20 protein-coding genes are annotated in these 22,616 nt (G+C 61.9%); 8 read left to right on the plus strand and 12 right to left on the minus strand.

Features of this window, described 5'->3' with window-relative positions; all coding sequences use genetic code 11:
• Nucleotides 1-119: GTP-binding protein (locus tag VL598_RS12385; RefSeq protein ID WP_325327033.1), on the minus strand; the 119-nt coding region annotated here is incomplete at its 3' end.
• 177 nt (nucleotides 120-296) lie between these two features.
• On the opposite strand from VL598_RS12385, the gene VL598_RS12390 reads away from it, so the two are divergent.
• The 4 genes from VL598_RS12390 to VL598_RS12405 all read left to right on the plus strand — a co-directional run bounded on the left by VL598_RS12390 (nucleotide 297) and on the right by VL598_RS12405 (nucleotide 5,477).
• Complete coding sequence (locus VL598_RS12390; RefSeq protein WP_325327017.1) at nucleotides 297-782, plus strand: MarR family transcriptional regulator; 486 nt, start codon at nucleotides 297-299, stop codon at nucleotides 780-782.
• A 210-nt stretch (nucleotides 783-992) separates the two neighbouring features.
• On the plus strand, nucleotides 993-2,459 hold the full coding sequence (locus VL598_RS12395; RefSeq protein WP_349255120.1) for an efflux transporter outer membrane subunit: 1,467 nt from the start codon (nucleotides 993-995) through the stop codon (nucleotides 2,457-2,459).
• 115 nt (nucleotides 2,460-2,574) lie between these two features.
• Nucleotides 2,575-3,837, plus strand: a complete 1,263-nt coding sequence (locus VL598_RS12400; RefSeq protein WP_325327018.1) for an efflux RND transporter periplasmic adaptor subunit — start codon at nucleotides 2,575-2,577, stop codon at nucleotides 3,835-3,837.
• Between the two features lie 80 nt (nucleotides 3,838-3,917).
• Nucleotides 3,918-5,477, plus strand: a complete 1,560-nt coding sequence (locus VL598_RS12405; protein ID WP_325327019.1) for a DHA2 family efflux MFS transporter permease subunit — start codon at nucleotides 3,918-3,920, stop codon at nucleotides 5,475-5,477.
• Here the strand turns inward: VL598_RS12405 and truB are convergent, their stop codons facing one another.
• The 7 genes from truB to scpB form a co-directional block, all read right to left on the minus strand.
• Nucleotides 5,478-6,416, minus strand: coding sequence for a tRNA pseudouridine(55) synthase TruB (gene truB / locus VL598_RS12410; RefSeq protein ID WP_325327020.1), 939 nt, complete (start codon nucleotides 6,414-6,416; stop codon nucleotides 5,478-5,480). It abuts the gene before it with no gap.
• Nucleotides 6,417-6,495: 79 nt separating this feature from the next.
• Nucleotides 6,496-6,864: a 30S ribosome-binding factor RbfA gene (rbfA, locus tag VL598_RS12415; protein ID WP_325327021.1), complete on the minus strand. Its 369-nt coding sequence runs from the start codon at nucleotides 6,862-6,864 to the stop codon at nucleotides 6,496-6,498.
• 168 nt (nucleotides 6,865-7,032) lie between these two features.
• Nucleotides 7,033-9,948 (minus strand): translation initiation factor IF-2, encoded by a 2,916-nt coding sequence (gene infB, locus VL598_RS12420; RefSeq protein WP_325327022.1) that lies wholly within the window; start codon nucleotides 9,946-9,948, stop codon nucleotides 7,033-7,035.
• A 172-nt stretch (nucleotides 9,949-10,120) separates the two neighbouring features.
• Complete coding sequence (gene nusA / locus VL598_RS12425) at nucleotides 10,121-11,599, minus strand: transcription termination factor NusA (protein ID WP_325327023.1); 1,479 nt, start codon at nucleotides 11,597-11,599, stop codon at nucleotides 10,121-10,123.
• On the minus strand, nucleotides 11,599-12,054 hold the full coding sequence (gene rimP / locus VL598_RS12430; RefSeq protein WP_325327035.1) for a ribosome maturation factor RimP: 456 nt from the start codon (nucleotides 12,052-12,054) through the stop codon (nucleotides 11,599-11,601). Before rimP ends, nusA begins: the two co-directional genes overlap by 1 nt.
• A 399-nt stretch (nucleotides 12,055-12,453) precedes the next feature.
• Nucleotides 12,454-14,199 (minus strand): 23S rRNA pseudouridine(2605) synthase RluB, encoded by a 1,746-nt coding sequence (gene rluB, locus VL598_RS12435; RefSeq protein WP_325327024.1) that lies wholly within the window; start codon nucleotides 14,197-14,199, stop codon nucleotides 12,454-12,456.
• A 59-nt stretch (nucleotides 14,200-14,258) separates the two neighbouring features.
• A complete protein-coding gene (gene scpB / locus VL598_RS12440; protein WP_325327025.1) occupies nucleotides 14,259-15,281 on the minus strand; it encodes an SMC-Scp complex subunit ScpB in 1,023 nt (340 codons plus the stop codon).
• A 571-nt stretch (nucleotides 15,282-15,852) separates the two neighbouring features.
• Between scpB and VL598_RS12445 the strand changes: the two genes are divergently transcribed.
• Nucleotides 15,853-16,254, plus strand: a complete 402-nt coding sequence (locus VL598_RS12445; protein ID WP_414718712.1) for a transposase — start codon at nucleotides 15,853-15,855, stop codon at nucleotides 16,252-16,254.
• A 736-nt stretch (nucleotides 16,255-16,990) separates the two neighbouring features.
• Here the strand turns inward: VL598_RS12445 and VL598_RS12450 are convergent.
• Nucleotides 16,991-17,305: a hypothetical protein gene (locus tag VL598_RS12450; RefSeq protein WP_325327026.1), complete on the minus strand. Its 315-nt coding sequence runs from the start codon at nucleotides 17,303-17,305 to the stop codon at nucleotides 16,991-16,993.
• Nucleotides 17,306-17,564: 259 nt separating this feature from the next.
• On the opposite strand from VL598_RS12450, the gene VL598_RS12455 reads away from it, so the two are divergent.
• The 3 genes from VL598_RS12455 (at nucleotide 17,565) to VL598_RS12465 (ending at nucleotide 19,138) form a co-directional block, all read left to right on the plus strand.
• On the plus strand, nucleotides 17,565-18,290 hold the full coding sequence (locus VL598_RS12455; protein ID WP_325327027.1) for a YdcF family protein: 726 nt from the start codon (nucleotides 17,565-17,567) through the stop codon (nucleotides 18,288-18,290).
• Between the two features lie 181 nt (nucleotides 18,291-18,471).
• Nucleotides 18,472-18,714, plus strand: a complete 243-nt coding sequence (locus VL598_RS12460) for a hypothetical protein (protein WP_325327028.1) — start codon at nucleotides 18,472-18,474, stop codon at nucleotides 18,712-18,714.
• 166 nt (nucleotides 18,715-18,880) lie between these two features.
• Complete coding sequence (locus VL598_RS12465; protein ID WP_325327029.1) at nucleotides 18,881-19,138, plus strand: DNA-binding protein; 258 nt, start codon at nucleotides 18,881-18,883, stop codon at nucleotides 19,136-19,138.
• A gap of 616 nt (nucleotides 19,139-19,754) precedes the next feature.
• On the opposite strand, the gene bamC is transcribed toward VL598_RS12465, so the two are convergent.
• The 3 genes from bamC to VL598_RS12480 form a co-directional block, all read right to left on the minus strand.
• Nucleotides 19,755-20,957, minus strand: coding sequence for an outer membrane protein assembly factor BamC (bamC, locus tag VL598_RS12470; RefSeq protein WP_325327030.1), 1,203 nt, complete (start codon nucleotides 20,955-20,957; stop codon nucleotides 19,755-19,757).
• A 170-nt stretch (nucleotides 20,958-21,127) separates the two neighbouring features.
• Nucleotides 21,128-21,364: a hypothetical protein gene (locus tag VL598_RS12475; RefSeq protein WP_325327031.1), complete on the minus strand. Its 237-nt coding sequence runs from the start codon at nucleotides 21,362-21,364 to the stop codon at nucleotides 21,128-21,130.
• A 113-nt stretch (nucleotides 21,365-21,477) separates the two neighbouring features.
• Nucleotides 21,478-21,849, minus strand: coding sequence for a hypothetical protein (locus VL598_RS12480; RefSeq protein ID WP_325327032.1), 372 nt, complete (start codon nucleotides 21,847-21,849; stop codon nucleotides 21,478-21,480).
• Nucleotides 21,850-22,616: the final 767 nt, after the last annotated feature.

Below are 22,616 nucleotides of genomic sequence, written 5' to 3' on the forward strand. Positions count from 1 at the left end.
TCGGCAACCTGCTGGTTGTCGCGGAACGTGCCCGACTGACGAAGCAGTTGGTCGACGAGCGTGGTCTTGCCATGGTCGACGTGGGCGATGATGGCGATGTTGCGAAGGGCGCGAGTCATAAAAGGAATCTGGATTGCTGCAGAGCAGCACACACTTAGGAGAACTGGTAAGTGTATCACGTGATGGTGACAACGATGAACCTCCCGTATCACCCACCGACACAAATAGTTGTCACGGCAAATTTCCGCGGATACACTAATGCCTAGTCAACTATTGCAATAACAGCCAACCTATTCATGATGAATGCCTCCACCTCCCTGTCGTCCGAGGTGCGCGACTATCCGCTTGACGAAGCGGTCGGCTACCTCATTGCGCGCGTGAGATCGAACATTTCGAACGAAGTGTCACAGCGCACGATGAACGCGCTCGGAATCACGAGTTCGCAAGCCAGCATGCTGTTCATGATCGGCACGGGACGTTGCCAGGTCGCCGCCGATCTTGCCCGGTATTACGGCATCGACGCGAGCGCGGTCACCCGGCTCATCGATCGGCTCGAAAAGCGCAAGCTGCTGCGCCGCGTGAGAAGCAGCGAGGATCGCCGGGCCGTGCGCCTCGAACTCACGCCGGAAGGGCATGCCATCGCGGCGCAATTACCGGACGTTTTTTGCGCGGTGACGGACAAGGCGCTGGCCGGGTTCACCCCCGAGGAAGTCGGGTTTCTAAAAAGTATGTTGAGGCGGATTCTCGTCAATATCGGCGAGCCCGTTGAAGGGACGCGCTAGCGCGTCCCTTTACGTCTCTTTACCCGCCGTCATCGTCGTCAGTGGTGACGCGCGGAAGCAGTTGGCAATCGATGTCCCGGCAAGCAATTACGATAATTCGCAGTCCACAATGAAGTTGCCCAGTCCATGATCAGACTTCGACTCAAACGCTGTGTAATGATGCCGCTTCAGGCTCCCGGCCGACCGTGCGTGCGCCGTAGGGCTGGGGCCATGACGGCCGCGGCCATGATGGCTTGGGCGCTCGCCGGCTGCGTGAACTACTCCGGCATCAAGAGCGAAAAGGCGCCCGCCGCCGCCACGGCTTTCGAGACCACACAAAGCCTGCCGTCCGAAGGCGGTCGGTGGCCGTCGCTCGACTGGGCGGCCCAGTTTGGCGATCCGCAGTTGCCGAAGTTGATCGCCGAAGCGCTTGAAGGCAACCCGTCCATTGCGCAGGCGCAGGCACGTCTTGCCAAAGCGCAGTCGTATATCGAAACTTCGCGCGCCTCCCTGTTTCCGAACGTCAACGGCAGCTACTCCATCACCCGAAATCGTCTTTCGGCCAACGGAATCTTTCCGCCTCCCCTCGGCGGCATGTGGTACACCGAGAACAACGCGCTCGTCAGCGCGTCGTGGGATCTCGATCTCTGGGGCAAGAACCGCGCGCGTCTAGCGTCGGCTGTCTCGCAGCGCAAAGCCGCCGAGGCTGACGTGCAGCAGGCGCGCATCGCACTCGCATCATCGGTTGCACGAACCTACAACCAATTGGCCCAGCTCTATGCCTTACGCGACATTGCCGCGCGGGAAGTCGCCAACCGCAACAATGTGAGCGCAATCACGCGTGAACGCGTCACCGCCGGGCTCGATACCAATGTCGAAAAGCAGACTGCGCTCGGCAACATCGCCACAACCGAGACCACGCTCACCGATCTCGACGGGCAAATCACAACGGTGCGCTATCAGCTGGCGGCGCTCATCGGCAAAGGGCCCGACCGCGGGCTGCATATCGCAGAGCCCGCGCTGTCGCGAACAGCCGTCCTGGCGCTACCCGACAACCTGCCTGCCGATCTCGTCTCGCGCCGCCCGGACATCGTCGCGGCACGCTGGCAAATCGAGTCCGCCATGCAGGACGTGAAAGAAGCCAAGGCGGAATTCTTCCCTGACATCAACTTGTCCCTCGCTGCCGGCTTCGATGCGCTCGGCTGGAGTCACTTCCTGACATCCAGCAGTCGGCAGTTCAATGCCGGACCAGCCATTCATCTTCCGATCTTCGATGCCGGCCAGTTGCGCGCCCAGCTCAAAGGTCGCTACGCCGACTTCGACTTCGACGTCGCCCACTACAACCAGACTTTGATCAACGCGCTCTCCGATGTGGCAACGCAGGTCGAATCGATTCGCACGATCGATCGTGAGATGGGTGACGCACAGCGCGCGCTCGATGCGTCGAGCGAGGCATATCGGCTCGCGGTGATTCGCTACAAGGCCGGACTTTCGCCACAGTTGCAAGTGCTGAACGCTGACAGCAACCGGCTTGTGGCCGAGCAGACGGTCACCAACCTGACGATGCAGCGACGCGACCTTCAGTTTGCGTTGATTCGAGCGCTCGGAGGCGGTTTCGATGCCCAATCTGCCGGCATCGACGTCCCGATCGCCGCTGCCGTCCCGGCGTCTGCCGCGTCTGCCGTATCGGCCAACTGAGCGCCGCAAAGAGTCCCGCAAAAGAAGGCACATTTTTGAGCGCACGGGCTTTAGCGACGACAACATTCCACGTTTCCAAGACCACAAGAACGACCGAGAACTGGAGAGCATTTCCATGAGCGACACCCGACAAAATGCCCCGAGCGCGCCGACGCCCGCCCCGAACATCCCGGCGAGCAAAAGCAACAGCAAGCGCAAGTGGCTGATGACGCTGCTTGCTGGCGTCATCCTCGTCGCTGCCGTTGCATACGGCGTCTACTACTTTCTCGTCGCGCGCTGGCATGAGTCGACCGACGACGCCTATGTGAACGGCAACGTCGTGCTGATCACGCCGCAGGTGACGGGCACGGTCATCGCGGTGAATGCCGACGATACACAGACCGTAAAAATCGGCGATCCGCTCGTCGTGCTCGACCACGCCGATGCCCGCGTGGCGCTTCAACAAGCAGAGGCGAACCTGGCCCAGACCGTGCGGCAAGTGCGGGGACTTTTCGCCAATGACGAGCAGTTCCGAGCACAGATTGCACAGCGGCAGTCCGACCTCTCCCGCGCGCAGGATGACCTACGGCGCCGCTTGACGGTTGCGCAATCGGGCGCTGTCTCGCAGGAGGAAATCTCGCACGCACGCGATGCGGTCAAGGCCGCGCAAGCCGCGCTCGATGCGGCCGGGCAGCAGCTCGCATCGAATCGCGCTCTCACCGCCAACACGACGATCGCGAACCATCCCAATGTGCTCGCGGCTGCGGCACGCGTGCGCGACGCCTACCTGAGTCACGCGCGCGATACCCTCCCCGCGCCCGTGACCGGTTACGTGGCAAAGCGCTCCGTGCAAGTCGGCCAGCGCGTCTCTCCCGGCACACCGCTCATGGCGATTGTTCCGCTTGAATCGGTTTGGGTCGACGCGAACTTTAAGGAAGTGCAGTTGAAGCATATGCGCATTGGTCAGTCGGTTCGCCTGACCGCCGACGTCTATGGCTCTTCCGTCGTCTATCAAGGCACAGTCGTCGGATTTTCGGCAGGCACCGGCTCGGCGTTCTCACTGCTGCCGGCGCAAAACGCGACGGGCAACTGGATCAAGGTCGTGCAGCGCCTGCCGGTACGCATCGCACTCGATCCGCGTGAGCTGCAAGCGCACCCGTTGCGCATCGGTCTGTCGATGCAAGTTGACGTCGACATCAAGAACCAGAGCGGCAGCCAGCTCGGCAGCGCGCAGAACACCGTGTATCAAACGAATGTTTTCGACAAATACGGAGACGAAGCAGACGCCGAAATCGCGCGCATCATCGCCGCCAACGCCGGTCCCGACGCCGGGACGACTTCGACGCGCAAATCTGCTGCGCACGAGGCGAAAGCGACGAGCGGCGCGGCGATCATGTAAGCCGGCGATCTACAACACGCAATGAACGCAATGGCCGCAATGACAAGGTCGATCTTAATGACGTTCAAGGAGCTTTTGGAATGAGTCAGCCCCAAGCGCCGCATCCGCCCCTCACCGGCGCGCGGCTGGCAATCGGCACGGTTGCCGTCTCGCTCGCCGTATTCATGAACGTACTGGATACCTCGATCGCAAACGTCTCGATCCCGACCATCTCGGGCGACCTCGGCGTCTCATCCGATCAGGGGACCTGGGTCATTACCTCGTTCGCCGTCGCAAACGCCATCTCGGTGCCGCTCACCGGCTGGCTGACCGACCGCATCGGCCAGGTGCGCCTCTTTCTCGCATCGATCGTTCTCTTCGTCGTCTCTTCGTGGATGTGCGGCCTCGCGCCGACGCTGCCGTTCTTGCTGGTCTCGCGCGTGCTCCAAGGGGCCGTCGCCGGTCCTATGATCCCGCTTTCGCAAACGCTGCTGCTTGCCAGTTATCCGCGCGCGAAGGCGCCCTTCGCGCTTTCGATGTGGTCGATGACAACCCTGATCGCACCGGTGGCCGGCCCGATTCTCGGTGGCTGGATCTCGGACAACATCTCCTGGCCCTGGATTTTCTACGTCAACATTCCCATCGGCATCTTGGCCGCCATCGCGACGTGGTTCATCTTCAGCACGCGCGAATCGACTATCAAGAAGGCACCGATCGATACGGTTGGCCTCGCGTTGCTCGTTATCTGGGTCGGCTCACTGCAAGTCATGCTGGATCAGGGCAAGGACCTGGACTGGTTCTCGTCGACGACGATCGTCGCACTCGCGCTTACGGCGGGGATCGGCTTTGCCTTTTTCGTGGTCTGGGAGCTGACGGCCGAGCATCCCGTCGTCGACCTGTCGCTTTTCAAACGGCGCAATTTCACAGGCGGCACCGTCGCGCTTTCGATCGGCTACGGGCTCTACTTTGGCAACCTCGTGCTGCTGCCGCTGTGGCTGCAGACCGACTTAGGCTACACCGCAACCGACGCCGGTCTCGTCTTGGCGCCCGTGGGATTGTTTGCGATTCTGCTCTCTCCGATTACGGGTCGGTTCATGCCGTACACCGATCCGCGCAAAATCGCAACCGCGGCATTTTGCGTGTTCGCGCTATGTTTCTGGATGCGCTCGCGCTATACGACAGGTGTGGATACCTGGGCGCTCACTCTGCCAACGCTTGTGCAAGGTATCGCCATGGCGGGGTTCTTCATTCCATTGGTGTCGATCACACTCTCAGGGCTGCCTGGCCCACGCATACCCGCCGCTTCGGGCTTGTCGAACTTCGTGCGGATCGTCTGCGGCGGCGTTGGAACGTCGATTTTCACCACCGCGTGGGACCACCGCACCAGCTTTCACCACGCCCAGCTCACGGAGCGCGCCAGCGCCCTCGATCCGACATTTACGCAATCAATGGCGCAAGTGGGCGCGACGACAGGTCTCAACACGTCGCAACAATATGCGCTGTTCGACCGGATGGTGACGCAACAGGCCGCGCAACTTGCCGTGAACGATCTCTTTTACGTGTCGGCCGTCATCTTTGTCGTGTTGATCTCGCTCATTTGGATCACCCGGCCAGAGCGCGCGGGCGGCAGCGCCGACGCCGCGGCGTCAGCGGCACACTGACTATGCGCTTGCGCCCGTCATCACCAGACGCTCGGGCGCAAGTACTCCACCCGCGGTGCGAGCCACCCCCAGCAGCGCGCCGTCCTGCTCGCGGTAGACGCGCACGCGCGCGCCCTCACGCGCAGCGACGCACTGCAATTCGGCCAACCGCAACCGCTGGCCCTGCTGGAAGCGCTTCGCCGCGTCTTGGGAGAGGTGAACCGGCGCAAATGTCGACAGCAATGCGTCGACAGGCAGCAGCGCAGCATCGCGCGCCGCAGAGTCCATCAACGAAAGAGCGTCGAGCGTCACGGCATCGTCAAGCGTCAGGTCACCCACACCGGTGCGTCTCAACGCAACAAGATGCGCCCCGCAGCCGAGCGCCTCGCCGATATCCTCGGCGAGCGTACGCACATAGGTGCCCTTGCTGCACGTGACGCGAAACTTCACATCGGGCAGTGCGCAATCGAGGATTTCAAGCAAACGGATGGTCACGGCACGCCCCTGCCGCTCGACAGTCTGGCCAGCCCTCGCGTATTCATAAAGCGGCTTGCCGTCGCGCTTGAGTGCAGAGTACATGGGCGGCACCTGCACGATTTCCCCGCGAAAGCGCGCGATTGCCTCAGCCAATGCCGTCTCGTCGACGTTCACAGGGCGTGTTTCGAGCACTTCCCCTTCGGCATCGCCCGTCGACGTGCGAATGCCAAGGCGCATCGTCGCCTCGTAGGTCTTGTCGGCATCGAGCAAGTCTTGCGAGAACTTCGTCGCCTCACCAAAGCAAAGGGGCAAAAGACCCGAAGCAAGCGGATCGAGCGTGCCCGTGTGACCCGCTTTTTTGGCCAGATAGAGACGTTTGGCACCCATAAGGGCGTCGTTGCTCGACATGCCGATGGGCTTATCAAGCAATAGCACGCCGTCGAGCGTGCGACGCGGCAAGCGCGGGCGTGAAGGCTGGTTCATCGAAACGGACACGGATGGAAAAACGAAAGATCAAGAACCGGGGATAACGCACACGCCCCCACAGCGACAGCGCGCGACTTCAATCGTCCTTCGCACGAGTTGCATTCGCCTCGTCGATCAGACGCGACATCTCGACGGCCTTCTCGATCGTTTTGTCGTAATGGAAATGGAGCGTCGGCACAGTATGGATGTGCAATCGCTTGAAAAGCAGATTGTGCAGATGCCCGGCCGCATGATTGAGCGCCTTGTGCGTTGCGTCGGCGTCACCTGTGAGCGTCGTGAAATAGACCTTTGCGTGGGCGTAGTCAGGCGTGAGTTCGACGCTTTGAATCGTGACAAGACCGATGCGCGGATCCTTGACCTCGCGCATGATGAGCTCCGACAAGTCGCGCTGGATCTGATCGGCGATCTGGACGTTGCGATTTGGGGAAGTACGTTTCTTCGACATAACGGATTCCTGATGCAATGGGTGCGCACCTTTAGCGCGGCGCTTGTGTGCCTTTCATCCCTATCGCGACCGCATCGTCAGCCGCCGCGATCCTAATCGGCACCACAAAAGCAAAGGGCGGGACAAGGCTTGCCGCCCGTCCCGCCCGAGCCGCCGCGCGCGCCGCGCTTACAGCGTGCGTGCGACCTCGGTCACCTCGAACACCTCGAACTGATCGCCTTCGACGATATCGTTGAAGTTCTTGATCGACATACCGCACTCGAAGCCCTGCTTCACTTCGCGGACATCGTCCTTGAAGCGCTTGAGCGAATCGAGCTCGCCGGTGTGGATGACCACATTGTTGCGCAGTACACGCACCGACGACGACCGCTTGACGAGACCGTCCGTGACCATACAACCGGCGACCGCGCCCACCTTCGGCACACGGAACACCTGGCGGACCTCGACCATACCCGTCACGATCTCGCGCTTCTCCGGCGAGAGCATGCCCGACATGGCCGCCTTCACCTCGTCCACCGCATCGTAAATGATGTTGTAGTAACGGATATCGATGCCGTTCGACTCGGCCACCTTGCGTGCCTGTGCATCGGCACGCGTGTTGAAGCCGATGATGACCGCTTTCGATGCCGTCGCGAGGTTGACATCCGATTCGCTGATCCCGCCCACCGCGCTATGCACGATCTGCACGCGCACCTCATCGGTCGACAGCTTCAGCAACGATTGAACCAGCGCTTCCTGCGAGCCTTGCACGTCCGCCTTGACGATGAGCGGCAGGTTCTTGACCTCGCCCTCGCCCATCTGCTCGAGCATGCTCTCGAGCTTCGCGGCCTGCTGCTTCGCAAGCTTCACATCGCGGAACTTGCCCTGGCGGAACAGCGCGATTTCGCGCGCCTTGCGCTCATCCTGCAACACCATGACTTCTTCACCGGCCGCGGGCACTTCAGACAGGCCTTGAATCTCGACCGGGATCGACGGTCCGGCCGACTTCGTGGCCTTCCCGGTTTCGTCGAGCATTGCACGAACACGGCCATACGCCGCACCCGCGAGCACGACGTCGCCGCGCGACAGCGTGCCGGATTGCACGAGGATCGTCGCGACAGCACCCTTGCCCTTGTCGAGCTTCGCCTCAATGACGAGGCCCTTCGCTGCCGCTTCCACAGGCGCCTTCAGCTCCAGCACTTCCGCTTGCAGCAGGACGTTCTCGAGCAGGTCGTCAATGCCATCGCCCGTCTTCGCCGATACCGCCACGAACGGCGAATCGCCACCGTACTCCTCGGGCACGACACCTTCGGCGACAAGCTCCTGCTTCACGCGCTCAGGATTGGCCTCGGGCTTATCGATCTTGTTGATTGCAACTACGATCGGAACCCCACCGGCCTTGGCGTGCGCAATGGCTTCCTTCGTCTGCGGCATCACGCCGTCGTCGGCCGCCACGACCAAGATGACGATATCCGTCGCCTTGGCGCCGCGTGCGCGCATCGCCGTAAAGGCCTCGTGACCCGGCGTGTCGAGGAACGTAACGACGCCGCGCGGCGTTTCGACGTGGTAGGCGCCGATATGCTGCGTAATGCCACCCGCTTCGCCGGCCGCGACCTTCGCGCGGCGGATGTAGTCGAGCAGCGATGTCTTGCCGTGGTCGACGTGGCCCATGACGGTGACCACGGGCGGACGCGGCAGCTGCTCGGCATCGCTTGCTTCGCCTTCGACGAGCAACGCTTCGGGATCGTCGAGCTTTGCAGCAACGGCATGGTGCCCGAGCTCCTCGACGATGATCATCGCCGTCTCTTGGTCGAGCATCTGGTTGATCGTCACCATCTGCCCGAGCTTCATCATTACCTTGATCGCCTCGGACGCCTTGACCGACATCTTATGGGCGAGATCGGCAACCGTGATCGTCTCGGGCACGTGAACCTCGCGCACGATCGGCTCGGTCGGCGCCTGGAACGCCGTTGCCGAATCTTGATGCTTGCCGCGGCCCCTCGGGCCACCGCGCCAGCCGCGATCCACACCGCCGCTCGAATCGCCGCGGGTCTTGATACCGCGCCGCTTCGCGGCATCGTCTTGCCAGCCGCCTTTGCCTGCGCCCGGCTTCTTCTTGTCGGCCGAGGGCGCTGCAGTCGCGGGCTGTTGAGCCGCGGCAGGCGCCGGCTTTCGGGCCGCAGGACGGGCTGGCGCGCTTTCGCCTGCCGGACGTGCCGGCTTATGCAGCGTGCCTTTTTGTTCAGCTGCCTTCGGCGGCTCAACCGGCTTTGGCGCCGGTGCCGGCTCGGGCGCTTTTACCTGCGCGCGGCGCGGCGTGCTCATCATCTCGCGGATGGCCCGGGCTTCAGCCTCGGCCGCTTCGCGACGCTTTCGAATATCTTCCTGCTCCATACGTGCCTTTTCTGCAGCCTGGCGCGCAGCGTCCTCGGCCTGCTTCGCCGCTTCCCGCTGCGCCGCGCGCTCCGCCGCCGCGCGCTCATCATCAGCCGCATTGCGTTCAGCCTGCTCGCGAGCCACCGCCTCGGCATGCTTTTTCGCCGCGTCTTCCTCGGCGCGGCGGCGCTCCGCTTCAGCTGCTTTCTCGCGCTCTTGACGCTCTCGCTCCTCGCGCTCGAGACGTTCCTGACGCTCCTTGAGTTCTTGGGCCTGCTTTGCCAGCAGTTCGGCCTCTCGGCGCGCCTCTTCCTCGCGCCGCTGCAATTCGGCACTCTCAGCTGCGACCTCGTCCGCCACTTCGGCCGCCGCTTCGGCTGCCACCGAAGCCGCCTGATTGGCTGCCTCGGACCCGGCTTCGCCCGCCTCGTCCCGCTTCACGAAAACGCGCTTCTTGCGTACCTCGACCTGAATGGTGCGAGCCTTGCCCGTCGCGTCGGATTGCTTGATCTCCGACGTGTGCCGGCGGGTCAGCGTGATCTTGCGCTTGTCCGCATCGGACGAGCCGTGCGCTTTGCGCAAGTGATCGAGCAAACGCGCCTTGTCCGACTCGGACAAGGCATCGTCTTCACTCGCTTTCTGGACGCCGGCCGCCTGAAGCTGCTCGAGCAGCACTCCGGCAGACATCTTCAATTCCGCGGCAAATTGGGCTACGTTGTTGCTCGCCATTCATTCCTCTTAGTGCAAGGATCGATTCCTTGCGGTTGACATCGGGTTTACGCGGCCGGCCTCCCGCCGGGCCGCCCCAAGGGAGGCCGTGGCCCCCTCGGGGGGGCAGCGAACGACCTTGAGCGGGGTCGTTCTTGCTGCGGCCGCCTTCATTTCAGTGCGCCATGGTCGTTCACTCGCTGAACCAATGTTCACGTGCTTTCATGATCAATTCCTTTGCGGCTTGCTCGTCCATTCCGGTCATCTCGACCAATTCATCCACAGCCAGCTCGGCCAAGTCATCGCGCGTCTGGATCTTGTGCTCTGCCAGCTTTGCCAGCAAATCGGCATCCACGCCTTCGAGGCTCTTCAAGTCGAGCGCTGCATTTTCGACCTGTTCCTCGCTCGCGATCGCCATCGTCAGAAGGGCATCGCGCGAGCGATTGCGCAGCTCGTGTACGGTGTCTTCATCGAACGCCTCGATCTCCAGCATTTCGTTGAGCGGCACGTAGGCAATCTCTTCGAGGCTTGTGAAACCCTCGTCGATGAGAATGTCGGCCACTTCCTCGTCGACATCGAGCCGAGCCATGAAAAGGTCGCGCAAATGCCCGCGCTCCTGATGCTGTTTCTGCGCCGACTCGTCCGGCGTCATGATGTTGATCTGCCAGCCTGTCAGTTCGCTGGCAAGACGCACATTCTGGCCATTGCGGCCGATCGCGACCGCAAGCTCGTTCTCGTCCACGACGACGTCCATCGAGTGCTTTTCCTCGTCGACGACGATGGACTGGACCGCAGCCGGCGCGAGCGCGCCGATCACGAACTGGGCAGGATCCTCCGACCATAGCACGATGTCGACGTTCTCGCCACCGAGCTCATTGCGTACAGCCTGCACGCGCGAGCCGCGAATACCGACGCACGTACCGATCGGATCAATCCGCTTGTCGTAGGCCACAACGCCGATCTTCGCGCGCACGCCGGAATCGCGCGCAGCCGCCTTGATTTCGAGGAGGCCCTGCTCGATTTCCGGCACTTCCATCTCGAAGAGCTTCATGAGGAACTCGGGCGCCGTACGCGACAGCTCAATCTGCGGGCCACGCGCGGTACGGTCGACCTTCGCGATATAGGCACGCACGCGGTCGCCCACGCGCAGATTCTCTTTCGGAATCAGCTGATCACGGCGCAACAACGCTTCCACACGGCCCGACTCCACGATGAAATTGCCTTTATCAAGGCGCTTCACCGTACCCGTCATGATTTTTTCGCCGCGCTCAAGAAAATCGCTCAGGATCTGCTCGCGCTCCGCGTCGCGGACCTTCTGCAAGATGACCTGCTTCGCAGCTTGCGCGCCGATTCGACCGAATTCAATCGAGGGGATCGGCTCCTCGATGTGCTCGTCAACCTGGACGTCGGGCTGCTCCTCGCGCGCCTCGAACAGCAGAATTTCCTGGTCCGGCTCTTGCAAGCCTGCCTCATCGGGCACGACGCGCCAGCGGCGATACGTTTCATGCTCGCCCGTCTCGCGGTCGATGTGCACGCGGACATCCACGTCCTCTTCAAAGAGCTTCTTAGTGGCCGAAGCAAGGGCGGCTTCAAGCGCAGCGAACACGACATCCTTATTGACGTTCTTTTCGCGCGCCAGCGCATCCACCAGCATCAAAACCTCGCGACTCATTATTTGCGGCTCCTAAAGTCAACGTGCGGGACGAGGCGTGCACGATCCATATCCGCGAGCGTGAAATCGAGCATCGCGGCGCCTTCTTTTCCCTCAAATTCCAAACCGATCGTCTCGCCGTTCGGCGCATGGACGATGCCCCGGTACGTCTTTCGTCCGTCCAACGGCTTTTTCAAAGTAACGACCGCCTCGCAGCCCGCAAAACGGGCGAAATCCGCCAGTTTTTTTAGCGGGCGATCAAGCCCCGGCGACGACACTTCGAGCCGTTCATAGTCGATGTTTTCAACCGTTAGAACGTGCTGGAGCTGACGCGTGACCTTTTCGCAATCCTCGATCGCGATGCCGGACGGCTGATCGATGTACACGCAAAGCATGCCGCGCCCGGTCCGCTCGAGATCGACTAACTCGTAGCCCATGCCCGAGACCGTGGTTTCTATCAGTTCCGTCAGTTGCACTATGCCCTCTAAGGTGTTCGCGCGCGCCACGCGAAACCTCACGGGGCCGCGCGCCTTGCCGGCGCACGGTAAAAGAAGTGCCACCCGAGATGCCGAACCGTTACCGCCAAAAAAAAATGGGCTGAACGCCCATCTTCTTACCGGTGGTCGCCACCTGAGCCGCACAGATATAGCCGCACGCCCAGCGACTTCGAGAGTTTAGCATTTTTCGGCCGGCCTTGCCAAGCAAGCGGGTGGCTCGCGTGTGGCAGCAACGCCGCCGCCACGGCGGGCGCGCCTGTCGCACGCCCGTTTTGAAGCGTCCGCCGTTCAAAGGGACGCTTACCCGACCAGGGACTTGCAAAAAGCACGCTCGCGATAGACTTCGCCCGAGCGCCAAACGCTCGCGGCCGAGCCCGACTAGCGACCACGCGACCGGTTGCCAGGCGCCGGCCGCTGCCCGTTAGCGTTCCCGGATCGATTACCACCACCAGTTGCCGCGCGATTGCCGCCAGTGGCCGCGCGATTACCGTTGGTCGCGGCGCGATTGCCGTTGCCGTTGCCGTTGCCGTTGGCATTACCGAAGTTGCGCTTGCCGCCACTCGGCGCCGCTCGGTTGCCGTCCACGTCACGCGTATGAGCCTGCGGCCCCTTCTTGCCACGAGCCGGGCCGCCGCCGCCCCGGTTGCCGTAGCCCGACATGCCATCACCGAAGCCGCCTGCGCCAAAGCCGCCGGCCGCGCCGCGTCGACCGCCTCCACGCCCTGGCTGCTCGAAGCCGCCGTGCGCTGTGAGCACAGGCTCCCGGTTGATGAAACCCATCGACGTTTGCATCGGATCGGGCTGGCGCCGCTCCGGCGTAGCGCGAGGCCCGCCTTTGTCCTCGGTCGGAGCCTTGAGCCCGACCGCGGCCATGAGGCTGCGGACTTGATTGTCCTCAAGCTCCTCCCACCGACCACGGCGCAAGCCGCGCGGCAGTGAGATCGGCCCATGGCGCGTGCGGATCAGGCGGCTCACCATGAGCCCCACCGCCTCGAACATGCGACGCACCTCGCGATTGCGCCCTTCAGCAAGCGCGACGTGATACCAATGGTTCGTGCCCTCGCCGCCGCCGTCGCGGATGCGCAGGAAGTTGGCCGGTCCGTCGTCCAACTCGATGCCTTGCAGCAGCTTTTGTCGCGAGCTTTCAGCGAGCTCACCAACTACGCGCACCGCATATTCGCGCTCAACGCTGTAGCGCGGATGCATGAAACGGTTCGCGAGATCGCCCGAGGTGGTGAGCATCAAAAGCCCCTCGGTGTTGAAATCCAGACGGCCGACGGCAAGCCACTTCGCAGTTTTCATCGGCGGCAGCTTATCGAACACCGACGGGCGGCCCTCGGGATCGGCATGGCTCACAATCTCGCCCGTCGGCTTGTGATAGAGCAACACGCGAGGCGGCTTGGTCTGCAGCCGCCGCTTGACGGGCTTGCCGTTAATGCGGACCTGGTCGGTCGGCATGATGCGCTGGCCGATATGCGCCGGCTCTCCATTCACGGAGACCCGACCGGCGACAATCAGCTCTTCCATCTCGCGACGCGACCCCATGCCAGCCTCGGCCAGCACTTTATGCAGCTTCGGCGCCTCGTCGTCGGGAGCCAGTACGCGCTTGGCTGGCGCCGGGCGTCCGCGCCTTAGCATCGGCGCCCGAACGCCGCTCGTCGCAGTGTTATCAGCATCGAAAGCGGGCGAGCTCACATAGGCGAAAAGATCGTCCTGAGGAAGAGGCGCTTGCGCACGCTTTTCCTCACCGGCAGCGCGCTCGCGTTGGCGGCCCTGAGCATTGCGGGCGCCCTTGCCAGTGCCGGCAGCCTTATGCGGTTCGCGCGGGGGCGCAACGGCGCTGCTGTCGGCCGCAGCATCCGCAGCCACGTCGCGAGGCTCACCTGGCTGCGTCTGCGCGGCCAGCTCGCCCTTCGTCTTCGCGGCGGCGCGACGCCGCGCGATCAGACTACGCGGACCGCGGCGCAACCCGCGTCGCGGACGCTCTTGATCGCCCGCTTCCGCGGTGTGCGGCTCACGATCGCCGCCAGACTGCGCATCTTGGGCAACGGGTGCCTCTTCACGGCCCGCTGCTTCTGCGGTATGCCCGGATGCGGACAGTTCTGTGTCGTGGGTATCTGTCAAAACAACCTCGATGTCAGATGACGCGCACCCGCCACGGGTGCAGCAATAGTTCGGTAACGTCAGGCACGGCGCGATTCGGCTCCGTCGCCGGAAAACGCATCGTCGCCCTCATCGGCGCCATTCGCAGGCCCCTCGTGCCGATTTCGGACGGCGAGCGGCTCGAGCGGATGCAGCGAATGCACACGCTCACCGGTTTCGGCCGCCTTTGAATGCGCCGCATCGTCGTCGTTTGCGGCGTGCATCGCTTTATCGTCGGCTCGTCGGCCAGCGTGGACTTCCTGGCTGCGCGCGGCGTCCGCCTCGGCTTCGCTCACGCACGGCCCAATGTCTTCTGCCTCCACCTGCAGCGATGGCTCAGGGCCTGCTCGCCCATCTTCGTCATTCACACCATCGGCGCCGCCAGCAAGCGCGCTCGAAGAGCCACCCGAAAACACCTGTGGGGCCGATGCCTCGATGCACTCAGCATTGGCAGGCAGCGCAACCTCGACTGCCGCTTCGCCGCCCTCGGCCCCATCGCCGTCGGCAAACTCCATGGCATGCTGCGCAAGTGGAGTGCCGTCGAGCTGTGTCGCCGGATCTTCGAGCGGCGGGAGCTGATCAAGCGCTTTGATACCGAGGTCATCGAGAAACTGCCTGGTGGTTGCGTAAAGCGCCGGCCGGCCGGGCACATCGCGATGGCCGATCACCTCGATCCAATTGCGATCCTCGAGTTGCTTGACGATCTGCGAATTGACCGTGACCCCGCGAATCTCCTCGATGTCGCCGCGCGTGACAGGCTGCCGATACGCGATAATCGCGAGCGTTTCCAGCACGGCGCGCGAGTATTTCGGCGGCTTTTCCGGATGCAGGCGATCGAGATAGGCCCGCATTGCGGGCTTGCTTTGAAAGCGCCACCCGGATGCCAGCGCGACAAGTTCGACGCCACGGCCCGACCACTCGCCCTTTAAATCTTCAAGCAAAGCACGGACTGTATCCGCCGAAACATCGTCGGCAAAAAGCCTGCGCATCTCGCCGATCTTCAGCGGTTCATGCGCGCAAATCAAAGCAGTCTCGAGGACGATCTTCGCCTCTTGGGTATTCATGCAGCTAGGCCAGACCCTGTATGGTCAACGAACCGGATCAAACAGACGATATGGAACTGAAGACGCGCTCGCCCGATTTTGATCGGTCATATTGATGGGAGCACGGACCCGGGGGCAGCGAATCGGACAGCTATCGAACAGCCCCGCCGGACGGAGCAGCGGCATTCCGCAGAAGGCGCCGCGTGACTGAACGTCATCTTACGCAAAAACACCGAGGCCGTAAACCGGGCATCAATGCGGATGCTGGAATCTGCCAACAATGGCGACACACCGGATTTACGGTATCGCAATAAGCGAGCGCCCACGCACTCGCTAAGCGCCACGTGCACAAGATTGGTGATTGCCCTGATTCTCCACCTACCTTTTTTAGCGTCTTATACGCCCCTGGCTGAGTTCTGGGAAACCCTGCTACGACGGGGCTTTGCAAGCGTCACGTGGCAAGTGGCACACTTCGTGCGTACGGGGCACACCGAGGACGCTCAAACCGTAAGCTGTCGCTTGCGGCGCTCGAACGTCTTGAGAGTGCGCAGCGCTGGGCAGCGTACCGGGGTAGTTTCGCTAAGGTGAGGGCATGATGCTGTTCGACGATTTGAGAGATAACGAATGGGCGCTGGTCGAAGCATTGTTCTGTGCGGAGCCAGCACGGAGCGAGCGCCGCGGACGCCCTCGCGTGGAAGCACGCGCCGTCCTTAACGCTGTGCTCTGGGTGCTTTCGACGGGGGAAGGCTGGTCGAAGCTGCCAGGCCGCTATCCTTCTCCACCTACTTGCCGCCGTCGCTTCGACGAATGGCAAGCCGACGGCACGTTGGCTGCAATCGTTCAACGGCTTTCGGCATGCGGGCGTCAAGTCTCGCTGCGCGGCCGCGTCGGCGTGTCAGCGGTGAAACCACCGGCGCCACCGAGCCGTGATCGTCTGCGAGGCGCATTCTGGACGAATCCGGAATCGTGGCGAGCCCCCGTGAAAATGGCCTGAGTCACCGAAGTCCAACGCTCCATGGCAATGCCCGCGCCACGGCGCGCGTGGCATCGTCAATGCACCGAACGGCCAGTATAGCGACGCCGCTCGCCTCATGCGGTGCCAGCGACAATCCAAAGCGCCGCCCACCCCGACAGGTGCTCGCCAGGCTTTAGGGGAAACGCCCTATGCCAGCGCATCAAGTTCACCGCGCCGAGGCCGGCGATACATCCATTTACGATTGCTTACAGCTTATTGCCGCGCGCCCGCGTAGGTTGAACTCATGCACTCGAGCCGCTAGCGGCTCGATCGGGAGCGCAACCATGAAGCGAGCACAAGTCACGCTGCGCGGTGCGATCGTTTCATTACTCGTCGCTGCCGCCACCGCCCAGCCAGCAGCAGCCGGCAGCGACCCACAAGCCGCGACAATACGTAGCCAATTACGTGCGCAACACGATGCGCGAGATCACCCCCGCCCCACCGGCGATGTGCCGCGTGGCAATTTGCGTGGGGACATCGCAGACAGTGTCCGTTCACACCCCGACGCACCTCGCACCAAAGCGGGCGATCGCCCTCACGAGGGCAACTCACATCAATAGACGGGCCGGCTTGAGCGCCTATAAAACGACGACACATTGACAGGAACTGTCGCTCGGCTAGGTAGTCTGAATGAATGCCATGAACACGGCATGGCCAGCAGCAGATTTACCGGTCGCCCGTATCCTCGCGATACGGGCTTTTTTTGCAGCAAGAGTTAAGTGCGCAACTCCGCGATCGAGGCGCCTGCTGCCCTCGGCGCATAGACGTCAGCACGCTGAAGCGCCCAGTCGAGCGAGCGCTCTTCTTTCGCAAGGCGCTCGTACTCGGCACGGCCACGCTCGGTGAGCACTGCGATATCGACTGGCGCGTGAAACCCTGCACCCGGAGCGACAGTGCGCTGGCGCGTCGTTTCCATCAAGCCAAGCCCCCGCAGATACCCGAAGACGCCCGGGCGCCGAGCCCAGGGAACCTGACGGTGGTGGACCCGCCGCAGCGCCTCCAGTACCGCTTCATTCGAATACGTGGTCATGTCCACCCTATCTCTGACGCGGACAAACGCGCGGATCGCCACAATAGAGCCGTGACCGCTCCCATCGCGATGGTGTCCAGCATGACGAGCGCGGCAATAATCGCGCGACAAACCGCGCCTCGCCGTATGATCCCACTGGCCCGGGGCCACAGGCGCATTATCGGCGCGCCCTCGCCCATCGGCCCCTAACCTGTGCCTCTACCGACGCTTTCGCCCGGCTCGACATTCGGTTCCGAACCCATACCTTACCGCATCCAAATTGATCCTTTTCACACTATTCGCGCTTTTTTTTGCGTTTTATCTATTGTGGCGCCGTGCTCGCCTTGCCATCGGCGCCTGCGCCGCGGCGTTGCTGTGGCTGATTGCCGCAGGCTGGCTTGCGACCCCTCTCCTGCATTGGGCGCAGACCGGTGCGCCTGATACCGCGCAGGTCGGGTTCGGCGCACGTACGATCATCGTCCTGCTTGGCAGCGGCACAAAATACAACAGCCAGGGCACGCTCCTGCCCAATCGCGACGCACTGGCGCGCATCGCAAAGACGGCAGCCGTCTACGAGGCCTGTAAGCGCCATGCAACAAATGCTGTCTGCACCGTCATCGTAAGCGGCGGCAATCCGCAACGGCATGCAAAAAGTGAAGCGAATACGTATGCGCCTTACCTGCTGCGCCAAGGCGTCGAACAACAAGACATGGTGCTCGAGAACACCAGCCTGAACACTTACCAGAACGCGAAAAATGTCGCCCAGCTGTTGCTGCAGCAGCATTACGATTCGTTGGTCCTGGTCACGTCCGCCTATCACATGACGCGCGCCATGCTCGATTTTGACCGCTTCGGGCTAGCTCCGCAGCCGGTCATTTCGAATGCACGGACGACAAGAACCGGAATTGCGCCGCGCCTGTCAAATCTGGTGAATGCTAACATCGCGCTGCATGAGATTATCGGACTCGTGCAGTTTCATGCTTATCGCGCATTGGGATGGTATTAGCCAGCTGGCATGTGAAGCACAGCGAGTGAGACCCAGCGGCGAACCTGATGGGCGAGCGAGAAGTGTTGCTTGCGCTGCACTGCAGGATGCATTACTGAGGCAGGCTCGCTAAATGCACTGTCGAAAGACACACGGCATCCGGGCCTTTGACGGTGATTCACTTTTTGCATGGAGGCTAATAATGAAGAAAGCGTCTCTGACGGTTTTGGTCTCTCTTTCAGTGTTGACCGGTGCTGCCTACGCACAAGGCGGCGTCACCCAGAGCACGGACCCAGCAAAAGCCGCCGACGTCGAAAATCGAGCACAGGCGCTGCAGGCACAGCAAGAGTCGCGGGCGCAACCCGCCTCTCAGGCGACGCATCACAAGTCGATGCATCACAACAAGAAGGGCACGAAGGAAGGAGGCGCGTCGCAAGGCGAGTAACGGAGCGAGCGCTGCGCTTTAGGCGCGGCGCGCGTCAACGGCCGAAACCGGGGTACCGGCTTCGGCGCTTTTATCGGCTGATGTGACTCAGCGCTGTGCTAAAGTCGCGGTCCCACGCCTTCCCGCCCAACTTTATATAGCAACGCACCTCGGTGCGGAGGACACCATGAGCAACATCCAGCTCGATATCGAATGGACCGAAGCGGCCTCCCGGAAAATTGAAAAGCTCATGCCGCGAGGCTCGCAAGAAGCGTTTCTCGCGCTGCCGCCGGTCGAATGCCTGCCTATGGAAGGCGACGTGCTTTTTCTAGGCCCCACCGGCAAGCAACAGCCGTTTATCGTTGCCGAGCGGCAATATCATCACGACGGCGACGCCGATTGGACCATCATCCTTATTCTCGACGTACCCGACTCCGCTCGTTGATTGGTTATCGACGACGATAGCAACCGATCGGTCCAAGCACCCCAAAAAAAACCCGCGTTCCAGGAACGCGGGTGAATCCGTCGCTTACGAGGATAGGCGACGGGGCCAGTGGGGCTCGTGCGCTGGACGCGCGAGCCAAAAACAGTTCAAAGCGGACCAGCAAATCCTATTCGGTCCCGAATCCAATTGATTCTGCGACCTCGTTTTCACAAGCGTCCGGGGTGCGGCCTTGTGCTTGCCTTCGTTGTCGCGCCGGCTCTGGCTAGCAGGTAATGTGCCACATCGACCGGCATACCCCAAGCCATTGATCAGAAAGAAAATTTTTGATCCCACCTACTTCCCTCGCCGTCGGCAACAGACGTTACGTACGTAACGTCACGTGACATCGCGGCTGCAACGAATCACGGCTGTGCAACAACCCTGAGTCGGTGCCCACCGCGCCCTGTCACTAGAGCCACCGCCTGATCGAGCTGCAATAAAAAGGGCTGAGCCTCCCGCAATACGGGAGCTCAGCCCAATCAACCAGCTTCGCCAACTATCGACAATCTTGGCGGGTCGTCAGCTCACCGAGGTGGCTTTAGTAGACCGGTCTCTGCGGACCCACCGCGGCCGCTCATCACTGCAACTGAAAGGCGATGAGCGCCATGATCTCCCTGGCCGGTGCCGAAGAGTCCACGTCGCCCTTGTCATTGACGACGGCTACACGCGTTTGATTTTCGGTGATCGCTCGAACGTTGATGCGATAGATCTGGGCGACCTTGTCTTTGTGGCCATGGGCAACTTGGCTCCAGAATCCCTGCTCGTCCGAGCTCATGTCCTTCGGATCGACATAGCGGATGAAGTAAAGACCGCGGTTGCGATCCTTCTCGTCGACAGTGAAGTTGCTGCGGTCAATGGCGATACCAACGCGCAGCCACGCGTTGTCGTAAGCGTCGGGGAGCGTGAACTCGGCGGGCTGAGCATGGGCGGGGCCCCCCTGCGAGTGGCCTGCGTGCGCCACGTGCACGACGTTTTGAGCGGCTACCGACGCGTCCTTTGCGTCCCGCTTTGCGCCTGCCTTGTCGGCCAGCGCCGTTTGTTCCAATGCAGCTTGCCCGCCCGCGGTACCGCGCGAATCCCCCATCGCGAGCGATGCCATGAGCCGCTTCAAATATTCAGTTTCGAGCGCGGGATCATTCGGCTTCGACTCCCACTTGGTCGAAGTGTTGTTGGCGCCCGTCAGCGCCTCGCGCATGCCTTTTTGGCTGATGAAGACATAGGTGCCGCCATTTGGGGTGCCCTCGAGGCGTGTGCGGTACTTGTTGCGCTCGGCAGCGACGTACGAGTTGCTGCCCATCGCTTTAGACAGCGTGTTGCGAAGCAACCCCTGATTCACCTGAGGACGTGTTTCGTTCCAGTCGGTTTCCATCACTTGGTTGTCGCGTTGATCGACGACGAGCAGAAACCCTTGCTCTTGCCAGAAGCGCCGTACTTGGGGCCAGACCTGATCGGGCGTCTTGTTGTCGATAACGAGCCAGCTCTCGGTGCCATCACGCTGAAGGTGGATGTCCTCCACCGACGGAACAACCGTATTGTCCAGCGGCGCCGCTTGTTGCGCTTGCTGCAAGCTCGAAAAAGAAGCCTCGCCGCCTCGCGGAGGCAGCGACCGCTGGTCGGACGTCTCATCTAGCAGATTCGGCGGCAGATCGAGCGATACCTGTTTCGTCTTGGAATCGCTCTTGTAGTCAACTTGGGTGGGCGATGGGGAACTACAACCGGCCAAAAAGCCGCCGGCCACGACAAAAACTGCGAACCGCGACGTAAAACGAAGATCAGTCATGTTTTGGAAACCCTTGCGCTTTCGCCACGGTGCAATTCCGTGGATCAACCGCGCATTTTACCGGTCAGAAGGAACCGTGTGCAAAATGGGAACTCCGGTTCGCCACTCGGCGCTCCGTTTTGCTGTTCTCTGAGTCGGCGCTGCGCGGAGGCACTGATGCCCGCCGCTTTTCAGTGTCGCGGCAGGCCGTGCGAAATGATCTGCGAGAGCGCGGCCGATTTTGCCGCTTCCTCAGCCTGCCGTCGCGTCGCGAAAGGCCCCTGAGCCAGACGGATGGCGTGCCAGTCGGGCTCATTGACGCCATCGCCCAAAATTCTGAAACGGGCAGCGAAGCCTTGGCGTGCTGCCGGTATGACTTCGATATCGACTGATACCCCTTCGATTCGATGCCGAATAAAGCCGTCCATGTTCGTCTCCGTCCGTATCACCGACGCAAGGATGACGCACACATGCTAGCACCGCGAAGTCGGGTTCACGCGCCCCACCGGGACAACTCGCGTGGCCTGACTTGCCTTACCACTCAGTTGCGAGAGGCCATGCCATCCGCCGCACTTGTTTGCGTTGCGTTGTTCTTGGCGGCCAATTTGGGAGGTCTTAGCCAGCTCACGCTCTCGAGCGATTTGCCTTTGAAGAGGCACTCTGCCGCAGCAGGCTGATCCGTCTTCTTGTCCGCTTTCTTGTCCGTCTTGCGGCTCGCCTTTTCGCTCGTCTTCTCCCCCATCTTGTTCGAGTGGGTGGTGACGGCGACGGGGGCAGTCTTTGACGTCGCGGACGCGCTGACCGGTGCTGCTGCCAGCCCTCGAATCGTGCCTTCGACTACAACTCGCGACCCGCCGATCCCCGCCCCGACATGCGAAACCGAGAGTTCATCGTGCGGATATTCTTGTTCCACAGCTTGTCGCATTTGCGCTTCACAGCTGCTTTGATTTTCATGGACGGCGCAGCCGCTCGTAAGAAGCGGGCCGAGAAGCAGGCTGAGAGGCAGACACGCAAGTGGCGCGATCCGGATCTTTTTCATAAGCGAATAGCGTTTTGGGCGGCGGCCATTGTAGCGCAGCGTCCATCGTTGCATGCATCGCGCGCAAGCAATGGTAGAATCGCGTCCGCCCTGCCCGGGTGATGAAATTGGTAAACATAGCGGACTTAAGCAATTGAGTGCCCGACTGGAAACGGTCGGTGCAGAACCCTTCAAATTCGGCGAACCCCCTGGCTGCGAATCGCGCCCGCTCAGCGAGCGTCGCAATCGCGCCGAGGCAACGCCGAGCCAAGCCCTTCGCGTGAAATCAACCCACGCGTCGTGGAAGGTGTAGAGACTAGACGGGGGGCGCCTAATGCGCGTCGGCGGGGATACTGCCGGCCGCGATGGCGAAGGCATAGTCCAGCGCACGAAACGGCGATGCGTATTGCGCGCATCTGCGGCATCGAAAGATGCAGTGTGACGAAAATCCGCCGCCTAACGGCTTGCCGGTTCGATTCCGGTCCCGGGCACCACTCCCCATCCTGCATAAACCCTGCCTCGCGTCAATAGCCACGAGGTTTTTCGCTCAGCCCCAGAGTAGACAGGGCTTACGGACTTTCGAAGTAGTGCGTAAAAGTGCACCAAGTTTCGTTTCCTGCCTTGACGAGTGCACACGCTCTGCACACGGGACTGCACACGCT

The organism is Trinickia sp., assembly GCF_035492435.1.
Lineage (GTDB): Bacteria > Pseudomonadota > Gammaproteobacteria > Burkholderiales > Burkholderiaceae > Trinickia.

What these genes read in the sequence shown, in the direction of transcription:
- VL598_RS12390 (WP_325327017.1), top strand. Translation starts at nt 297, where the DNA reads ATGATGAATGCCTCCACCTCCCTGTCGTCCGAGGTGCGCGACTATCCG.
- VL598_RS12395 (WP_349255120.1), top strand. Translation starts at nt 993, where the DNA reads ATGACGGCCGCGGCCATGATGGCTTGGGCGCTCGCCGGCTGCGTGAAC.
- VL598_RS12400 (WP_325327018.1), top strand. Translation starts at nt 2,575, where the DNA reads ATGAGCGACACCCGACAAAATGCCCCGAGCGCGCCGACGCCCGCCCCG.
- VL598_RS12405 (WP_325327019.1), top strand. Translation starts at nt 3,918, where the DNA reads ATGAGTCAGCCCCAAGCGCCGCATCCGCCCCTCACCGGCGCGCGGCTG.
- truB (WP_325327020.1), bottom strand. Translation starts at nt 6,416, where the DNA reads ATGAACCAGCCTTCACGCCCGCGCTTGCCGCGTCGCACGCTCGACGGC.
- rbfA (WP_325327021.1), bottom strand. Translation starts at nt 6,864, where the DNA reads ATGTCGAAGAAACGTACTTCCCCAAATCGCAACGTCCAGATCGCCGAT.
- infB (WP_325327022.1), bottom strand. Translation starts at nt 9,948, where the DNA reads ATGGCGAGCAACAACGTAGCCCAATTTGCCGCGGAATTGAAGATGTCT.
- nusA (WP_325327023.1), bottom strand. Translation starts at nt 11,599, where the DNA reads ATGAGTCGCGAGGTTTTGATGCTGGTGGATGCGCTGGCGCGCGAAAAG.
- scpB (WP_325327025.1), bottom strand. Translation starts at nt 15,281, where the DNA reads ATGAATACCCAAGAGGCGAAGATCGTCCTCGAGACTGCTTTGATTTGC.
- VL598_RS12445 (WP_414718712.1), top strand. Translation starts at nt 15,853, where the DNA reads ATGATGCTGTTCGACGATTTGAGAGATAACGAATGGGCGCTGGTCGAA.
- VL598_RS12450 (WP_325327026.1), bottom strand. Translation starts at nt 17,305, where the DNA reads ATGACCACGTATTCGAATGAAGCGGTACTGGAGGCGCTGCGGCGGGTC.
- VL598_RS12460 (WP_325327028.1), top strand. Translation starts at nt 18,472, where the DNA reads ATGAAGAAAGCGTCTCTGACGGTTTTGGTCTCTCTTTCAGTGTTGACC.
- VL598_RS12465 (WP_325327029.1), top strand. Translation starts at nt 18,881, where the DNA reads ATGAGCAACATCCAGCTCGATATCGAATGGACCGAAGCGGCCTCCCGG.
- bamC (WP_325327030.1), bottom strand. Translation starts at nt 20,957, where the DNA reads ATGACTGATCTTCGTTTTACGTCGCGGTTCGCAGTTTTTGTCGTGGCC.
- VL598_RS12475 (WP_325327031.1), bottom strand. Translation starts at nt 21,364, where the DNA reads ATGGACGGCTTTATTCGGCATCGAATCGAAGGGGTATCAGTCGATATC.